Source organism: Homoserinimonas sp. OAct 916 (assembly GCF_003260275.1).
In the GTDB taxonomy this organism is placed as follows: Bacteria; Actinomycetota; Actinomycetes; order Actinomycetales; family Microbacteriaceae; genus OACT-916.
In genome coordinates, this window is sequence record NZ_QJHB01000014.1 from 53963 (window position 1) to 71476 (window position 17514).

General features: G+C 64.5%; 12 protein-coding genes. 7 read left to right on the forward strand and 5 right to left on the reverse strand.

Features of this window, described 5'->3' with window-relative positions:
• The gene (locus DL891_RS15310; RefSeq protein ID WP_111721328.1) at nt 1-519 is read right to left on the reverse strand and encodes a DUF1697 domain-containing protein; all 519 of its coding nucleotides are present in this window, start codon (nt 517-519) and stop codon (nt 1-3) included.
• Nucleotides 520-660: 141 nt separating this feature from the next.
• Between DL891_RS15310 and DL891_RS15315 the strand changes: the two genes are divergently transcribed.
• The 4 genes from DL891_RS15315 (at nt 661) to DL891_RS15330 (ending at nt 6322) form a co-directional block, all read left to right on the forward strand.
• Nucleotides 661-1515, forward strand: coding sequence for an ABC transporter ATP-binding protein (locus tag DL891_RS15315; protein ID WP_111721330.1), 855 nt, complete (start codon nt 661-663; stop codon nt 1513-1515).
• On the forward strand, nt 1497-3068 hold the full coding sequence (locus tag DL891_RS15320; protein ID WP_111721332.1) for a transporter: 1572 nt from the start codon (nt 1497-1499) through the stop codon (nt 3066-3068). The genes DL891_RS15315 and DL891_RS15320 overlap by 19 nt, the downstream gene beginning before the upstream one ends.
• Before the next feature lie 7 nt (nt 3069-3075).
• The gene (locus DL891_RS15325) at nt 3076-3963 is read left to right on the forward strand and encodes a DMT family transporter (RefSeq protein WP_198668947.1); all 888 of its coding nucleotides are present in this window, start codon (nt 3076-3078) and stop codon (nt 3961-3963) included.
• Between the two features lie 190 nt (nt 3964-4153).
• Nucleotides 4154-6322, forward strand: a complete 2169-nt coding sequence (locus tag DL891_RS15330) for an acyl-CoA dehydrogenase (RefSeq protein ID WP_111721334.1) — start codon at nt 4154-4156, stop codon at nt 6320-6322.
• Between the two features lie 172 nt (nt 6323-6494).
• Here DL891_RS15330 and DL891_RS15335 read toward each other — a convergent pair whose 3' ends face one another.
• Nucleotides 6495-10742: a DUF5979 domain-containing protein gene (locus DL891_RS15335; RefSeq protein ID WP_111721336.1), complete on the reverse strand. Its 4248-nt coding sequence runs from the start codon at nt 10740-10742 to the stop codon at nt 6495-6497.
• Between the two features lie 249 nt (nt 10743-10991).
• A complete protein-coding gene (locus DL891_RS15340; protein WP_111721338.1) occupies nt 10992-11987 on the reverse strand; it encodes a malate dehydrogenase in 996 nt (331 codons plus the stop codon).
• A gap of 249 nt (nt 11988-12236) precedes the next feature.
• Here DL891_RS15340 and DL891_RS15345 point away from each other — a divergent pair, with 249 nt between their 5' ends.
• From DL891_RS15345 to DL891_RS15355, 3 genes are all read left to right on the forward strand, one after another.
• Complete coding sequence (locus tag DL891_RS15345) at nt 12237-13088, forward strand: DUF4097 family beta strand repeat-containing protein (protein ID WP_111721340.1); 852 nt, start codon at nt 12237-12239, stop codon at nt 13086-13088.
• The gene (locus DL891_RS15350; RefSeq protein WP_111721342.1) at nt 13085-13708 is read left to right on the forward strand and encodes a PadR family transcriptional regulator; all 624 of its coding nucleotides are present in this window, start codon (nt 13085-13087) and stop codon (nt 13706-13708) included. Before DL891_RS15345 ends, DL891_RS15350 begins: the two co-directional genes overlap by 4 nt.
• A gap of 351 nt (nt 13709-14059) precedes the next feature.
• Nucleotides 14060-15619 (forward strand): HNH endonuclease signature motif containing protein, encoded by a 1560-nt coding sequence (locus DL891_RS15355; RefSeq protein WP_111721344.1) that lies wholly within the window; start codon nt 14060-14062, stop codon nt 15617-15619.
• Nucleotides 15620-15771: 152 nt separating this feature from the next.
• On the opposite strand, the gene DL891_RS15360 is transcribed toward DL891_RS15355, so the two are convergent.
• Complete coding sequence (locus DL891_RS15360) at nt 15772-16092, reverse strand: hypothetical protein (RefSeq protein WP_111721346.1); 321 nt, start codon at nt 16090-16092, stop codon at nt 15772-15774.
• Between the two features lie 140 nt (nt 16093-16232).
• Nucleotides 16233-17303, reverse strand: a complete 1071-nt coding sequence (locus DL891_RS15365) for an NAD(P)-binding domain-containing protein (RefSeq protein WP_111721348.1) — start codon at nt 17301-17303, stop codon at nt 16233-16235.
• Between the last annotated feature and the right edge of the window lie 211 nt (nt 17304-17514).

The following is a 17514-nucleotide window of genomic DNA, read 5'->3' on the forward strand; positions in this document are numbered from 1 at the left end:
TCACCCGACCAGCTTCTTCAGGGTGCGCAGGTTGCGGGTGGTCGTCAGCTCCTTGATGCGGGCACGCGCGGTCGCCTTTCCGATCGCGCTCGTGAGGGTGTGCCCGCGCTCGACGGTCCAATAGATCACGCCGTCACCGGGGGCGGCCGCCTCCAGGTCGGCATCGAGGTCGACCGAAAGCAGCACGTCTCGCGGTTCGTCTCCCATCAGGAAGATCACGTATGGATGCCAGCCCTCCCGGTCGGCGTCGAACGGAAAGTCTGTGATGACTCTCTCGATCTCGGCCAGCGAGAGCACGTGCACCCGCGCCGGGTAGCCGAATGTGTCGGCGAGCGCCCGTTCGATTCGCGGTTTGGTTGCGGCCGGCCCATCCTCGGCGTCGAATATCACGTTGCCGCTGGCCAGCACTGTACTGACGTTCCCGAAGCCGATGGCGGTGAACGCGGCCCGTACGTCGGCCATCTTCAGGTTCACGCCGCCCACGTTCACCCCGCGCAACAGCGCCACATATCGAGCCATGTGATGAGGCTACTGCGCGTGGGTTCCGACTGCCGGTATCTTCGATGGACACCCGTCGTCCCGTAGGCTGTATCCCCGAGCAACGGAGTCGACCTCCACTGAACCGGAATCCATCGACGAACCCCTTCCAGGCCGGAGCGAATGTCTATTCCAGAGATCCCCACCCCCGACGATCGCACGCCGGAGAACCCCGGGTCGAAACCACCTGCTCGCGAAACGGGCGCGTGGGCCGCAGCCGACCCGAGCGCAGCGCTCTCGATTCGCGGTCTGACCAAGTGGTATGGCGACAAGGTCGCGGTCGACGCCATCGACCTCGATGTTCCGACAGGCTCCTTCTATGGTCTGGTCGGCCCTAACGGCGCCGGCAAGACGACGACTCTCTCTATGTCCACCGGGCTGCTCCGGCCGAACGCCGGGCAGGTGTTGATTCACGGCATCGACCTCTGGCGCAACCTGACAGAGGCCAAACGGCAGATCGGGGTACTTGCCGACGGGGTGAAACTCTTCGACCGACTCACGGGCGAGCAACTGGTCACATACTCGGGCCTGCTCAGCGGCATGGACCGGCAGACCGCCGGCGAGCGCGTTGCCGATCTGCTTCAACTGCTTGACCTGGAGGAGGCCGCCGGGACTCTGGTGGTCGACTACTCGGCCGGGATGACCAAGAAGGTTGCCATTGCCTGCGCCCTGGTGCATGCTCCCCGCCTGTTGGTGCTCGATGAGCCGTTCGAGTCGGTCGACCCGGTCTCGGCAGCGAACATTCGCCACCTGCTCGAGGGCTATGTCGCAAGCGGGGGCACCGTCATCGTCTCCAGTCACTCGATGGACCTGGTGCAGCGCATGTGCGACCACGTGGCGATCATCAATGCCGGCCGGGTGGTCGCTGCCGGCACCACGGATGATGTGCGCGCGGGCTCCACCCTCGAGGACCGCTTCGTCGAGCTCGTCGGCGGCCGCACCCACGGAGAGGGCCCCGCGTGGTTGCGCATCTCGTAAGACTGCGCCTGCTGCTGCTCGTCAACTCCTGGAGGCGGAGCCCCTGGCAGTTGGTCGCCGTTGTTCTCGGTGCGGCGTACGGCCTCGGCATGCTCGGCCTGATCACCGTCGGCATGGTCGCCCTGGGCGGCACCGACACGCTCTTCATCCGAACGGTACTGGTTCTGGCCGGCTCCGCCCTGGTGATCGGCTGGATGGTCGGCCCGCTGATCACCGTCGGTATCGACCAGACGCTGGATCCGGCCCGATTGGCTCCGTTCCCGCTGACGAAAAGCCAGGTGTTGGCCGGGATCACCGTGGGTGGGGTGCTCGGCATCCCCGGGATCCTCACCCTGCTGGCCACCGGAGCGATCATGGTCGCCTGGTGGCAGCATCCGGCTGCTGCCGTGGCCGCACTGGTCTGTGCCGTTGTCGGCACGCTCAGTTGTGTCATCGGCGCGCGCACGGTTGCCGCGATGACCACCGGTCTGGTCTCGGGGCGCCGCTTCCGGGAGATCAGCGGGGTGCTGCTGTTCATACCCCTGGTTCTGCTCGGCCCGATCATCATCGTTCTCGGCACCGGTGTTCGGGGTGCCGTGGATGCTCTGCCCCAGGTCGCCGCGGGGCTTGGCTGGACCCCGCTGGGAGCCGTCTGGTCTGTTCCGGCCCAGATCGCACTCGGCAATCACCCGGTGGCAGCGCTCCAGTTCGCGATCGCGCTGGCCTGGCCCGTGCTGTTGGTCCTGGTATGGCGTCGCTCCCTCGACCACGCCCTGTCCAGCCCGACCCACGGCGCTTCGAGGCGGGTGGCACGCGGGGCCCTCGGCTTCTTTCGTCTTCTTCCGGACACCGCGACGGGCGCGGTCGCCGCACGCTCACTGACCTATTGGGTGCGCGACCCGCGGTACGGCAAGCAGTTGATCCTCGTGCCGATCATCCCTGTGTTGCTGTACTTCTATGCCAGCACCGCAGACTCACCGGGCCTTGTCAACGCGGCAGGGCCGGTGATCGCCTTCCTGCTGTCACTGTCGATCTTCACCGATGTCTCCTATGACGGCACCGCATTCGCGCTGCACCTGTCAACAGGCATCCGCGGCCGGGCCGATCGTAGCGGCCGCATCCTCGCTGTCGCCCTCTTTGCCGTGCCGATCGTCATTGCTGTCACCGTCGGCTCAGCCTGGCTCTCGAACAGTTGGTTGCACCTGCCCGGCCTGCTCGGCCTGACGCTCGGAATCCTGCTCACCGGTTTCGGCGTGGCCAGCATCACCAGCGCCCGGATCGTGTTCCCGGTTCCCGCGGCCGGAGACAGCCCCTTCAAGTCGCCGCCGGGCGCGGGGCTGATCTCCTCACTGACCACATTTGCCACCTGGGGCATCCTGCTCGTGCTCATCGTGCCCGAAATGGTGCTGGCGATCATCGGTTTCACGCTCCAGAGCCAGACGTTCGGGTGGATCACGCTTGCCGTCGGCGTTGTGCTGGGTGGCGGTGTGCTTTTGGCGGGGATCCGTATCGGCGGCGCCCTACTGGAGCGTCGCGGGCCCGAGCTGCTCCAGCAACTGGCACGTCAGGGGTAGCAGCCGAGTGCCACGTCGCCTCCTTCCGCAGCATCCGGCCGCCCGTGCGGTCGTCGGCGTGCTCTGCGTGATCGGCGGTTCGATCGGCGTGCAGTATTCGGTGGCGATCGTCACCGCGTTGTTCGCGACCGTGGGCACCTACGGGGTGAACGGACTGCGAATGCTGTTCGCGGGCGTTGTGTTGTTCGCGATCGTGCGCCCGCGACTGCGCGGGCGCACAAAGCGGGCCTGGGGGCACATCCTCGCCTTCGGGCTGGCCATGGCCGCCATGAATGTGCTGTTCTATCTCACGGTCGAACGGCTGCCTCTCGGCGTGGCCGTCACCCTCGAATACCTCGGACCGTTCGCGATCGCCGTCACCGGGGTCACCCGGCGCTGGGAGATGGTCTTTCCGGTGATCGCGTTGACCGGCGTGATTCTGATCAGCAATCCGGGCGGCGAGATGGATGCCCTGGGCTTCGCGTTCGGAATCGGAACGGCCGTCATGTTCGGGCTGTACACGGTGCTCGCTGAGAGGGTCGGCCGCCACAGCACAGGTGTCGATGGCCTGGTTCTGGCCGTCGCCATCGCCGCTGTCGCATTGTTGCCGTTCTCCGCCGAAGCGGCCGGCCGGGTGCAGCCCAGCGGGTGGTTTATCCTCGCGGTCTCGGGGCTGCTCGGTGTCGCGCTCGCGTTCACGTTGGATTTCACCGCCGTCAAACTGGTCTCGGCGCGCGTCGTGGCCACCCTGTTCTCGATCGACCCCGTCATCGGATCACTCATAGGCGTCGTCATTCTCGGCCAAACCCTGGCGTTCGGGGTGATCGTGGGCATCGTGCTGATCGTGATCGCCGGCGCCGCGGTCACCTGGCTCGCCGGCCGCAAGCCGCGCCTGGTGATTCCTCCGGCCGACTGAACGAGTCGCCCGGCCCGATCTTGTGGATTATCCACGGTGGTCCGGGGCGGTATTAGTAGGTTTCCACAGCCGATCTGGGTGCGATTGCTAGGTGCGGTTGTAGCCGCACCACTGCACGTTTCCACTCCCCGGCTCGGGATCGTAACGTGGATGCAGATCAAGAGCTCCCCCGATCAGTTACGAGGATTCGATGGCACACGCCACACGCAAGACCGCACACTCCGCCCAGAAGGCGACTACCACCACCATTCCGACGAAGGCCGTCACCTCGGCCCTCCCCGACCAGGATGCCGTGGTATCCGAGGTCGACCTTCAACTCGACCAGGTCGCCAGCAAGCAGGACACCCCCAAGGTCGACGTCGACTACCTGAACAACTACTTGCTCGGCGCGTGGGCCGACGAGCGCCTGGCCGCCCGGGAACTCGCCGCTGATCCCGCGCTGCACCGCATCGAGGGTCTCCCCATGGACGAACATCGCGCCCGCGTCTTCGATCAACTGGGTCTCCTGGTCAAGCACGGAGCGGTGCACCGTGCGTTCCCCACATTTCTCGGCGGACACGACGATCACGGCGGCAACATCGCCTCATTCGAAGAACTCGTCACGGCAGACCCGTCACTGCAGATCAAGGCCGGGGTGCAGTGGGGCCTGTTCGGTTCCGCGGTCGTGCACCTCGGCACTGAGAAGCATCACCATGACCTTCTGCCCGACATCATGAGCCTCAAGGTTCCGGGGGCGTTCGCGATGACCGAGATCGGCCACGGTTCGGATGTCGCCTCCATCGGCACCACCGCGACCTACGACCCCGAAGCTCAAGAATTCGTCATCCACACCCCATTCCGCGCCGCGTGGAAGGAGTATCTCGGCAACGCCGCCAGGGACGGCAAGGCCGCGGTCGTCTTCGCCCAACTGATCACTGCCGGCATGAACCATGGCGTGCACGCCTTCTACGTGCCGCTGCGCGATGACGACGGGGAGTTCCTGGCCGGTATCGGAGGCGAGGATGACGGGCTGAAGGGCGGGCTGAACGGAATCGACAACGGTCGTCTGCACTTCGACCACGTGCGCATCCCCCGCACGAACCTACTGAACCGATACGGCGATGTGGCGGTCGACGGCACCTACAGCTCGGAGATCTCGAGCCCGGGGCGCCGCTTCTTCACCATGCTCGGCACCCTGGTGCAGGGGCGGGTCTCACTCGACGGGGCCGCGGTTGCGGCGTCGAAGCTCGCGTTGCAGATCGCGATCACCTACGGCAATCAGCGCCGCCAGTTCACAACGGCCGACGATGACACCGAACAGGTGCTTCTGGACTACCAGCGTCATCAGCGTCGCCTGATCCCGTTGCTGGCGACCACCTATGCAACCTCATTCGCACACGAGCAGCTACTCGTCGCCTTCGACGGGGTGTTCTCGGGCACCACCGACACGGATGCCGACCGGCAAGATCTGGAGACCCTGGCAGCGGGCTTCAAAGCACTGTCGACGTGGCACGCGCTCGAGACCCTGCAGGAGTCACGCGAGGCCTGCGGCGGCGCCGGGTACATGGCGGAGAATCGCCTGGTGGGCCTGCGCGCCGACATGGACGTCTATGTCACCTTCGAGGGTGACAACACGGTGCTCCTGCAATTGGTGGCCAAACGTCTGCTCACCGACTACAGCCGCAAGTTTGCCAAGGCGGATGCGGGCGAATTGGCCAAATACGCCGTCGAGCAGGCTGCGGAGCGCACATACCACGGCAGTGGATTGCGTCGCTTCGGCCAGATGGTGGCCGACTTCGGATCGACCGCACGTTCGGTCGAACAGCTGCGCCACCCGATCGCGCAGCGCGCCCTCCTGACCGACCGGGTCGAGGCAATGGTGGCGACGGTCGCCGGCCGGTTGCGGTCGGCGCAGCACGCATCCCAGGCGGATGCGGCGGCCCTGTTCAACGCGAACCAGAACGAATTGATCGAGGCGGCCAGGGCTCACACGGAACTGCTCCAATGGGAGGCGTTCACCGACGCGTTGGATAAGGTCACCGACCCGTGCACCGCTGCAGTGTTGACCTGGTTACGCGACCTGTTCGGTCTGGGCCTGGTCGAGAAGCACGCCGCCTGGTACCTGATCAACGGCCGTCTTTCCCCGCAACGGGCACAGGCGGTGACGGCGTACATCGACCGCCTGGTTGCGAGACTTCGCCCGCACGCGCAAGACCTGGTGTCGGCCTTCGGCTACACGCAGGACCACCTGCGGGCGACGATCACCAGCGGCATCGAGCAGGAACGCCAGGACGAGGCGCGCGCCTACTACGCAGAACTTCGCGCCTCCGGCCAGGAGCCCGCAAAGGAGAAGTCTCCGCGCAAAGCGAAGAAGAAATAGGAGTGCCAGCACTGAGCCATCCGTGACGATACTCGGGCCGGTGCCGTGAAGACACCGGCCCGAGAGTATTTACCCGCTCATCCTGTCAGACGTCGCCGCCTGCGAAGCAGTGCAACGCCCGAAGGGTCACCGAATGACGGCGCCGCTTCGTGCGTTGCTCACCGGTAGTGCATCAGCCACGGCGAGAACGACGCACCAGGATGAGTACTGCTCCAGCCACCAGAAGTGACAGGCCGACACCGACGATCCCGCCCAGCTGCCAGGGACCGAAATCCACACCCGTCGATGCCAGACCACCCGTCGGCCCCTGGTCACCCGTCGGCGTCTGGTCACCCGTCGGCGTCTCATTATCGGTCGAGTCAAGGTCGGGGAGTTCCGCAATCTCATTGGTCATGGAGATCGAAACGGTCGAACCACTCTCGCCAACGACTGTGACGACGGCTTCAGCGCCTTCACCCTCAACGGTCACATTGTCACTCAACGCGGCCCAGATGACGCCCTCCCAACGCGTGCCATCCGGCAGAGCGGCCTCGTTCTCAGTGAGGTGCACCGCAACCCCGAGCGGCAGGTTGTCGATCACGGCCGGCATGCCAACCGTGACCTCCACGGCCCTCTGCTGCACGTTACCCATCAGGTCGGTCCAGGATGCGGTCACCGGATACACCGTGTCCGCTGGAACGTCCGCTGTGCCGGTCACCTCTTTCACCAGCTCGATGCTCCCCAACGACACGGTCACATTGTTCGTCAACGACACGGCCGCGGTAGTGGCCGCCCCGACCGTGACGATGGCCGATCCGTCTTCGCTTGCAGCGACGTTGTCTCCACCCCAGACCGGGGTGTCCCAGTTGAAGCTCTGCGAGCCTTCCGGGGTCGCCTCGCTGAGAGTCACCTGCGTGGAATGGGCCAGCTCCTGGCCGAACGCCACCACGGTGCCATCCGTGGGAACGCTCAACTCTGCGGACTGCTCGATCCCTTCACCGTCGAGCCAACTGGCTGTGACGGTGACCGTGGCGGGCACGTCGGGGTGTCCGAGCAGGACACCGGTGACGTTCTTCGTCAACGAGAACGTCCCAGTTGCCCAGGTCGCCTCGTTTGTGACGGTGATCAGGGTGACATCATCCTGCTGGTCCGACACGATGACTGTCGCGCTGCCGTCACCATTGTCTTCCACACCGGATCCTGAGATCGTGATCGAATCCCAGATCACTGTGGCGATCGCTGGACGCTCACCCTCGATCACGGTCACGACCGTGCCCGCAGGCAGTTCCTCGCCCAGCGGTGTCGGCTGCACGGCATTGATGAACAGTTCTTTGGAGTGTTCCACACCGAAGGCATCCGTCCACGTCGCGGTCACGGGAAACTCGGTTTCCGAGTCAACCTCGCCTGCGGCCTCGCCGGCAATGCTCTTCAGCAGGCTGATTCCCGCGGTGGAGGTTGCCGCGTGATTGTCCAGACTGACCCGGGCATCCCCGTCGCGGCCGATGGTGACCACCGCTCGGTCGCCATCGATCCGCACTCCGGTGCCGGACCAAGTGGGTGAGGCCCACGCGATCGAGGAACCGTCGACGAGCGCCACCTCAGTGAGCGTCACCTCTGTGCCGATGAGCAGGTTCTCCCCGAACGGCACCGACGTGCCATCCGTCGGAAGGCTCAGTGTCGCCTCGCCCGGGGTGCCCTCTTCGTTCCAAGTCGCGTTGACCGTGACCTCGTCGGGCACGGCCGGGTTGTCGGCTTCGTCACCAACGATGTTCTTCGCGAGGGAGAAAGTGCCAACAGTGCGCTCCACGTGGTTCGTGACCGTGATCGTCGAAGGCTCTGAAGCGTGTCCGGCGAGAACCTCGATGCTCTCCGGGTCGATCACTGCCGCACCCCAGGTCAGGGTGTCGTCATCAGCTGGCGGCGTCTCGGAGAACGACACCGTCGAACCGATCGGGAGGTTTGCGAGCACGGTGGGCTGGTTTTGAACGATGGTGAAGACTCGATCCGGCTGAGCGGGGAAGGCCGCGCCCAGCGCACTCACGTCGACCTGTGCCGTGACCGAGAACTCCCGGTCCGCAGCCACGAGTCCGGATGCCGGCCCATCGACGACCTTGATAACCTCCAGCGAACCGAGGTCGGCCGAGTTCGTCAACGACACTGTCGCATTCGTGCCCGGGGTGAGCGGCACCGTCGCGGTGCCGTCCGAGCCAATTGTGACACCCGCTCCTGCAAACACCGGGGTGCCGAATGTGACACCAGGAACAGCAGGGAACGTCGGCTCGGACAGTTCGACCGTCCAGCCATTACCGCGCGCGTTCAGACCACTCACCGGGGCACCATCCAACGGCACCTGCAGGTCATACTCGTGGGTGAAGCTTCCGTCTGGAGAGATCTCCTTCACATGAACGGTAAACACCGTGCCTGTGGGCACGAACTGGGCGCCCATCGTGTCGGCGAGATCCTTCGACACGGCGATCGAGCCGCGGGACACGCCCTGCCCGGTACCGCTGCCGCGGTTGTTCTGAGTGACCGTCTGAGTGAACGTGATGCCTGCAACGTCTGCGCTGTTGCCGTACGTCGTGCCCGGAGCGTCCATACCGCCACTCGTCGTGCAGGTCGTGTAGTTGATCACGTACTGGTACTCGGGACTGAATCCTGTGACCGTGCCGCCGCCCGGAAGGGGCAGAATCGGTTGCGGAACGGTGAACGTGATGGTGTTGCCATCGAGTTTTGAGGTCACACTGTCCGTGAGATCCACTGTGGCCAAGCCACCACCGCTGATCTGGTCACGAGCTTCGAACTTCAGTCCGAGGCGCGCCGAGATGTCGTCACCGGACCCGCAGACCTGGTGGGCAGCGGTGAGTTCGTCAGTGACGGTCAGGTCACTTGCGACGCCGTCCAAGCGTTCGCCGGGAACGGTGATCGTCCACCCGAGCGTTGTCTGGGGCAGGTTGGTCTCGCCACCGACCACGACCTGAGTCGTGTTGATGCGTCCACTCTTGCTCTCTGATCGTCCCGGAACCCTGGCTTCGCTCCCTGCGATGGTGCCGTCCACGGCCGCGCTGTTGCCAAACGTCGTGCCGGCTGTCGGTAGTCCATCGATTGTGGCGCACGTCTGGTACGTGATTCGGTAGAGATGCTTCGACGGCTTGAAAGTGAAGCCGGAACCCGCGACGACGTCGAAGTCAATCTCGAATCCCTGCGCCGACGCACTGGTTGTGGTCGGTACCAGCAGATCGGAACCGATCTGCCTCACGAGGGTCTCGCTTGGCCCGTAGCGTTCATCAATCTTCAGGCCTCGAACGACGAAATCTCCGGCGCCATCGGTGCAGAGCGCATGCTGCCCCGACAACGTCTCTGTGAGCGTGAAACCGTCCTTGGGCGTGCCATCCGGGTTGATGAGGTGATCACCGGCGACAGTGACAGTCCACTGGATGACACCGTTGCGGTCAGCACCCCCGAGCACACTTCCACTCTTGCTGACCTGTCCAGTGACCTCCCAGTCCTGGGTCACCCCGATGACACCGGAACTGCCGAACCCGGGAATATCGATCGTGGCCTCGTTGGTGTATTCGGTCCCCTTGTCATCGATCTGCTTGTCGAGGGTGCAGGTATCGAACGTGACTCGGTACGTTACGGCAGAGTCAAAACCTGCAGCCGGAGCTGCCAGATCGATCACGAAGTGCTGGTCATCCACGCCGGGCGCAATCGACGCGATCTCGGACACGTCGACCACGGTCGAACCGCGCACCGTCTGAACCCTCAGGTTCGACGGGTCACACAACCGGTGATTGGCACTCAGCGCTTCCTGAATACTGACCACATCGTGACCGACGAGTCCGCCACCGGGCAGATCAATGGTCCACGTCATCGACCACTTGTTGCTGTTCAGCGTGCCCGACTTCGACCAGTCACTCGGGATGACGACACCATCTGTGATGCCGCCTTCGCCGGGGAGGTCAACCATGGTCAGCTTGCCGTTGAGGTTGAACTCGACTTGCTCTGCTGTCGTCGTCGCCACCGCTTCGGCCTCGAACTCGAAAGCGCCCCTGACTTCCAGAGGATTCTCGGTCACAGCGGCAGTGAGCTCACACGTGGCAATGTCAGTGATCGGATCAGTAAGGCATTCAGCCCACACGGTACCGTCCCCGCCCAGCAGCTTGAACGGCAGGGCCAGGTCGAAGCGGAGCTCGGTCGGCAGACCAATAGTGAAGGTATCGCCTTCGTGTGGGTCTGCCTCAGAAGCGTCCCAGGTACCCGTCACAGTCAACGTGTCTCCGATGGTGACCGCACCACCGACCGCGCCGGTCAGCACGACATCGCTGACAACGATATTCGGATTTGGAGCCGCCTGGGCAGCGCTCGGCATAACGAACACGGCCGAGAACACGAGCCCGGCCGTGGCTATCACGGCAGCGATTCGGCGAACGGATCTGTTCACGCCAGGACGTAGCATACGGATTTCCCCCCAAGGGACATTGCGAGTGGAGGTGCCCTGTTAAGGTTCAGAGCACATAAAAGCGCCGACCGTCCCAGCACGCTGTTTCGGTCGAACGATCATCCACTATGCGATAGCGGGGGGCTCAGGAAATGAAAACTACGTACAAGTGAGCTAAATTCACCCCCGAATTCACCCTCTGGGGGGGGCGCCCTTGGCCGCGACGGTATTCGGCGTCACGCAATCCCTGCGTCAGGCCGGCAGGAGTCCGAGCGATTGAACCTGCTCGCGCTCGGCGAGCAGCTCAGCGACTGATGAGTCGATACGTGAGCGCGAGAAGGGGTTGATTTCAAGGTCGTGCACTATTCTCCAGGCGCCGTCGACCGCGTGCACGGGGAACGACGAGAAGAGCCCCTCCGGCACCCCGTAGGACCCATCCGAGCGAATGGCCGACGACGTCCATCCGTTGTGGGTCCCGTTCACCCAGTCATGGACGTGATCGATGGTGGCGCTGGCCGCGGATGCCGCAGACGACGCACCGCGCGCGGCGATGATCTCCGCGCCGCGATTGGCCACCCGGGGGATGAACTCGTCGGCCAGCCAGGTGCGATCCACCGACTCGGCCACAGGCCGTCCGGCCGCGACGGCGTGGAAGACATCCGGGTACATGGTGGTCGAATGGTTTCCCCAGATGCTCACACTGTGCACGTCACCCACCGGCACTTTCAAATCGTGGGCCAACTGTGACAGTGCGCGGTTGTGGTCCAGCCGGGTCAGCGCGGTGAACCGATCGCTTGGAACATCGGGCGCATGGGCGCTGGCGATCAAGGCGTTCGTGTTGGCCGGGTTGCCCACAACCGTCACACGAATATCGGATGCCGCGCCGGCGTTGATAGCCGCACCCTGAAATTTGAAGATCTGGCCGTTGGCCTCCAGCAGATCGGCGCGCTCCATTCCGGGACCGCGCGGTTGCGAGCCCACCAGAATGGCCACGTTGGCTCCATCGAAGGCCTTCCTCGCGTCACCAGTCACTTCGACCTCGTGCACCAGCCCGAACGCCCCGTCTGCCAGTTCCAGCGCGGTGCCCTCGGCGGCGGCCAGCCCCTGCGGAACATCGAGCAGGCGCAGCCTGATCGGCGTATCGGGGCCGAGCAGCTGACCCGAGGCGATCCGGAAGAGAAGCGCGTAGCCAATCTGCCCGCCGGCGCCCGTCACGGTCACGGTCGCGGGTGTATTCGCAGGTGACATGTGCCCAAGGCTACCCGTACCGCGCCACCGGTGTCGCCGATGGTTCTGCCCACCGTTGCTGCTCAATCTTCCGGCCGGGCGGACGATTCCCTCCCCGGCGGCGGACCGGCCGCAACAGATTCCTCCCAATTTCCCGAGAACGCTTGCGAAGAGACAAAACGCGATATATCGTGATATCTGCAAGACGCGATATATCGCGATTTGTCGTGAGGCGTCCACGGGGATGCCCCGCAAGAAAGGATCACCCCTATGACTCTCGAAAAATGGCTCGTTACCGGGCCCAAGGTCATCGACCTTGAACTGGTGCGCTCGCTCAAGGTGAGCCTCATCCGTGGCCAGGTCGATGTGATCGGCCACGACGAACCGGGCGCGCGCGTCGAAGTGCACTCGGTCAGCGGCAAAGACCTCAAGATCACGATGGACGGCGATAAGCTTGAGATCGACCATCCTCAGCTGCGCTGGGACAACTTCATCGACGTGTTCTCGTCGTTCCGCGGAACCGCCCAGGCAGACATCAGCATTCTGGTGCCCCGCGACGTCGCACTGAAGTTCGGTGTTGTCGCCTCGAGTGCCCTGATCTCAGGACTGGTGTCTGATGCTCGCATCAACACCGTCTCCGGTGACGTGGTGATCGACCAGCTCACCGGCAACATCGACCTCAACGCGGTCAACGGCGAGCTCTCGATCCAGCGGCACAGCGGAAACATCCGGGCACGCACGGTCTCGGGCGACATCACCGCCTCCGGCGAAATTCGGCGGTTCAACGCCGAAAGCGTCTCGGGCAATATGTTCGTCGACCTCACCGGAACACCAGACGAGATCAACACCAACAGCGTCTCGGGTGACCTGACGGTGCGACTGGCCGAGGGAATCGGCGCTCGCTATCGGGTGAACACGGTCTCGGGAACACTGCAGCTCGACGGCACCACCGTGAAGGGCACATTCGGGCGCGGCTACAACTCCACGACCGGATCCCTCGACGGAACCTGGGTCGACATCGCGGCCAATTCAGTCTCGGGCGACCTCTCCGTGATTCGCCATCCGGCAGCCCGCGCTGCCGACACAGCCCACACCGACACCGCCCCGGCGGAGTCGAAATGACCACCCCGGTATTCGCCCACGGGCACCTGCGGCTCTATCTGCTCAGCCTGCTCGCCGATCAACCGCGTCACGGCTACGAGTTGATCCAGTCGCTCAGTGAACGCTTCGGCGGCACCTACAGCCCCAGCGCGGGCACGATCTATCCACGCCTGGCGAAACTGGAGGACGAGAAGCTGGTGACCAAGGTCGCCGATGGGCGCAAAAGCGTTTACCAGATCACGGATGCCGGACGTGCCGAGCTCGCCGCCCGCCAGGCCGACCTCGCCGATGTCGAGGACGGTATGAACGATTCGGTCAGACGCCTGGCAGACGGGGTGCGGGCCGAGGTGAAGGAGGCCATGCGCAGTCTTCGTGCAGACCTGGCCGCCGCGGCGAGGCAGGCCAAGACCGACTCGGAGAAGACCCCAGATTCGACGACGACCGACGAGGAGTCGGAGCGCTCCGCGTCGATGGCCGCGGTACGTGAGGCCGAGCACGCGTTGAATGAGTTCCGACAGACGGTACACACCGACTTTCGGCTGAAGGCGGCACGCGGTCGGGTCTCGCCCGAAGCGGTCACCGATCTTCGGAAACGACTTGAACAGGTTCGTGAAGACGTGCTGAACGGGTTGGGTCACTGAACGGGTGAGTTCTCTGGCGCCCGGGGACCGGGGACCGGCTACCGGATCTGGTGGCTCGGGAAGGCTCTGATTTGGGGGATTCTGGCTTTGGGGTGAGCAGCGGATCCACGACGCTTCGACTGATGCCACGTGAGATGATCTGGCTGACCCCAATTGAGGTCGAACAGCAAGTCGAACCGAATGCACTTTATAAGTGAACCTAGTCGGTGAGCTAACTCAGCAGCCTCACTCTTCGACTTGGCTCAGGGGCCTCAACGTCCCAACCTCACTTTCCCCTTGCGGAAATCGGAGTTATCCACAGGCCTGTCACTCTCCGGTCGAAATGTCGGTGGGTCATGGTTGACTCTGTACATGGAACATATGTTCGAATCTGATGATGGTGACAGGTTCGGCCGCAGCGAACCCCCCACCGTTGACTCTGTGCCGAACGCAATGCCTGACCACCCACCGGGGGTCGACGAATCCACGGTCGGTGGGAACGCTGTCCTGTTTGGTGCCGGTGATGAGATGGCGGCGGCTGCGATCGCCCGCACCGTGGTGATCCGGCAGCAGATGGGTGCCCTGCAGGCCCAGGAGTTGCACGAGTTGGCGACCCTGGCGGTGTGGGTGCGGGCCGGTAACACCGAACTGTACGGTTGTGACCCGTCGATCGCGCACCGGTCCCTGGTCGCCGACCTCGCCGCGGCGCACCGGGTCTCTGACCGCACCATGGGCCGCCGCATCGCTGACGCGGAACGGTTCGTCACCGACTACCCGGCAGCGGTTGCCGCTCTCGAAGACGGCCGCATCGACCTCGGCCATATGCGGGTGATCGCCGACCACGGCCTGCCCATCCAGGACGACACCGCCCGGGCCGTCTACGAACAGGTGGTGTTGGACAAAGCGGTCGACACCACCCCGGGCAGGCTCGGCCGGTACGCGCAACGGGCGGCCGCGACGTGCGGCGAGGTGACTTTTCAGCAACGGTACGACCAGGCGTACACGCAACGCCGGGTGTGGGTGCAGGACATCGGTGACGGCCTGTCCGAGCTGGGTATGACCGTGCCGACCGTGTTGGCGGAGGGCATCCTGGACCGGCTCACCCAGCAGGCCAAAGCCATCACCGGCGCCGCCGGGCCCCGCACCCTCGACCCTGACAACGGTGACCTGGTCACCGGTGAGCCACGCAGCTATGACCAGTTGCGCACCGACCTGGCCTGCGAACTGTTACTGACCGGGCAACCCACCGGCTGCGAAGACGCCCCCCACCACGCCGGCATCGGCATCCGCGCCGAGATCGCGGTCGTGATCCCCGCACTCACCCTCCTCCACACAGACCCGGGCGCCGACACCGGCGGCGATGGCGGCGGCAGCACTGGCACTGGCACTGGCACTGGCACTGGCCCCCACACTGACGCTGGCGCTGGCACTGGCACTGGCACTGGGACGAGACCCGGGAAAGTTCCTCTGGAACCACCGACGCTCGCGGGGAAGGGTCCGATCGACCCGGCCACCGCCCGCCGGTTGGCCGCCGACGCACCCAGGCTGACCCGGCTGCTCACCCACCCGGTCACCGGGATGGCCTTGACCGCCGACACGTATAGGCCGTCGGCGAAACTTCGCCGGTTCCTTCGGTTGCGAGATGGCCGGTGCCGACAGCCGGGCTGTATCCGGTCTGCCGGCCGGTGCGATATCGACCACACCATCCCCGCCGAAGTAGGTGGCCCCACCGTGCCCGACAACCTCGCCCACCTCTGCCGCGGCCACCACACGTTGAAACACCACGGCGGGTGGGGAGTGAAACAAGTGTCCCCGGGAGTACTGGAATGGACCCCCCCACCGGCCGGGTCGTCACCGACCAGCCAGACACCTGGCCCACCTTCACCGAAAGCTGACTGCGCTTCACCGAAAGCTGACTTCACCGAGAGTTGACCCACTTTCAGCAGGCCTCCCAGCAGCCTGACAGTCCGCAAGGCCGCCTATACCCACCTGAAGCAACAATCTGAAGCTCAACAATATGAAGCTCAACCATTTGGGGCTCAACCATTTGGCTCAATCACTTGAACTCGTGATCGAGGAATTTCCTAGTCGGGGCGAGGTGCCTTGATCATCCCGAGGTCGTTGAGCCTGCGGTCATCAGCCTCAAGCGGCTCATCTGCGTGTGCCGGGCAATAGAGGATGTGGTTTGCCTCGTCACGGTTGACGGTGTGCATGATCATCCCGTGCCCGCACACCGGACAGTTGACGTTTGCCGGTATGCCGTCGGCTACGTCGTAATCGAGCGGTGTGGCCGGTGGACCGAAGATCGGCCTCATCGCGTTGTCCAACTTTTCGAAGAATCCGACAAATCTTTGTTTGGTGTGAGCCGGTCGCTGTTCCGGCTCACCCTGTGTGTTGTGAGCCATGCCCAACACACTACGCTCGTCCGCGCCGGTCGCCCATGTTCTCACCCATGTTCGCCCATGTTCGCCGACGTGGGGCAAATGCGCAAGACGCACAAAGACCGGTACTGGCAGACGAAACGCCAAGGGCTGCTGCGCCTGGGTCAACCGAGCGCAGCGACGATCTGGCGGGCGATCATTCGTCCGGCCCGGCCGGCTCCGACAGTGCTGGCCTGCGGGCCGTAGCCGGCAAAGAAGATGCGGGGGTCCGTCCAGGATGCGCCACCGGCCACAGTCAACCCCCCGGCTTTCTCGCGTAGCTTCAGCGGCGCCAACTGTCGCGCCTCCGGACGAAACCCGGTCGCCCAGATGATGGTGTCCGCCGGGGAGAACGAACCGTCAGGCCACCGCACCCCGCGTTCTTCGATCCGGCTGAACATACGCCGATCTGTGAGGATCCCGCGGGCAATCGCCGCAGCAATACGCCTGGTGCGTGGAACCCCCGTGCCGCTCACGATGCTCGGCAGAGCACGACCGGCGCGCGCCGCGTCGTCCTGCATCGCCACCGCGGCCGCCGAGCTTTCCGGGCTCAGCTCTATCTCGTCTCGAAAGTCGGCCGGACTCCGAGTCGCCCACTGCGTGCTGGCAGCAACCCCCTCCAACTCCATCAGAAAGCCCACGGCCGATGTGCCGGCGCCGACGACGATCACCCGCTGCCCCGCGAAATCCTGCGCCGATGAATAGTCGGCCGTGTGCACCTGGCGGCCGGCAAATGAACGCATGCCGGGATAGTACGGAATAAACGGAGCGCCCCAGGTTCCTGTGGCATTCACGACGAAGTGGGTGCGAATGTCCCCGTCTGACGTCGTGACCGCCAGGTCCGCGTCACGGTTGGCCACGCCGGTCGCCCGTGCCGGCCGGCGAACCCGCAGGTCGTAGTAGTCCTCGTAGCGGCGGTAATAGTCGGCGACCACATCACGCGCGGGCACTGTTCGGTCGGCCGTATCAAAACTCACCCCCAACGCATCCATCCCAGGCAGGTCGCTGATCCTGTGAGCTGTACCCAGCCGCAACTCCTCCCAGCGGAATTGCCACGCTCCTCCGGCGCCAGGACCGCGATCGACGAGAATGAAGTCGACATCAGGCACGAGGTCGAAGCGCTTCAGGTAGTAGGCCACGCTGAGACCAGCCTGTCCGGCGCCGATCACAACGATGCGCGTGACCGATTCAACCATTGCGTCCCTTCCTGAATTGCCCTGACCGCTCCAGGTGCGACCACCGCGCGAACAGGGGCTATCGCACCCCGACCCCGTGCTCACCCTATTGCCTCATGTCAATACCTCCGGGAAGGTTATTCATTGCCTCAAATGGAAACCTCCGGAGGGGTCACCGAACGAAGGCCTGGTTCACGGCTGGTTTGACCGCGGCGGGCTTCTTCGCCAGGGC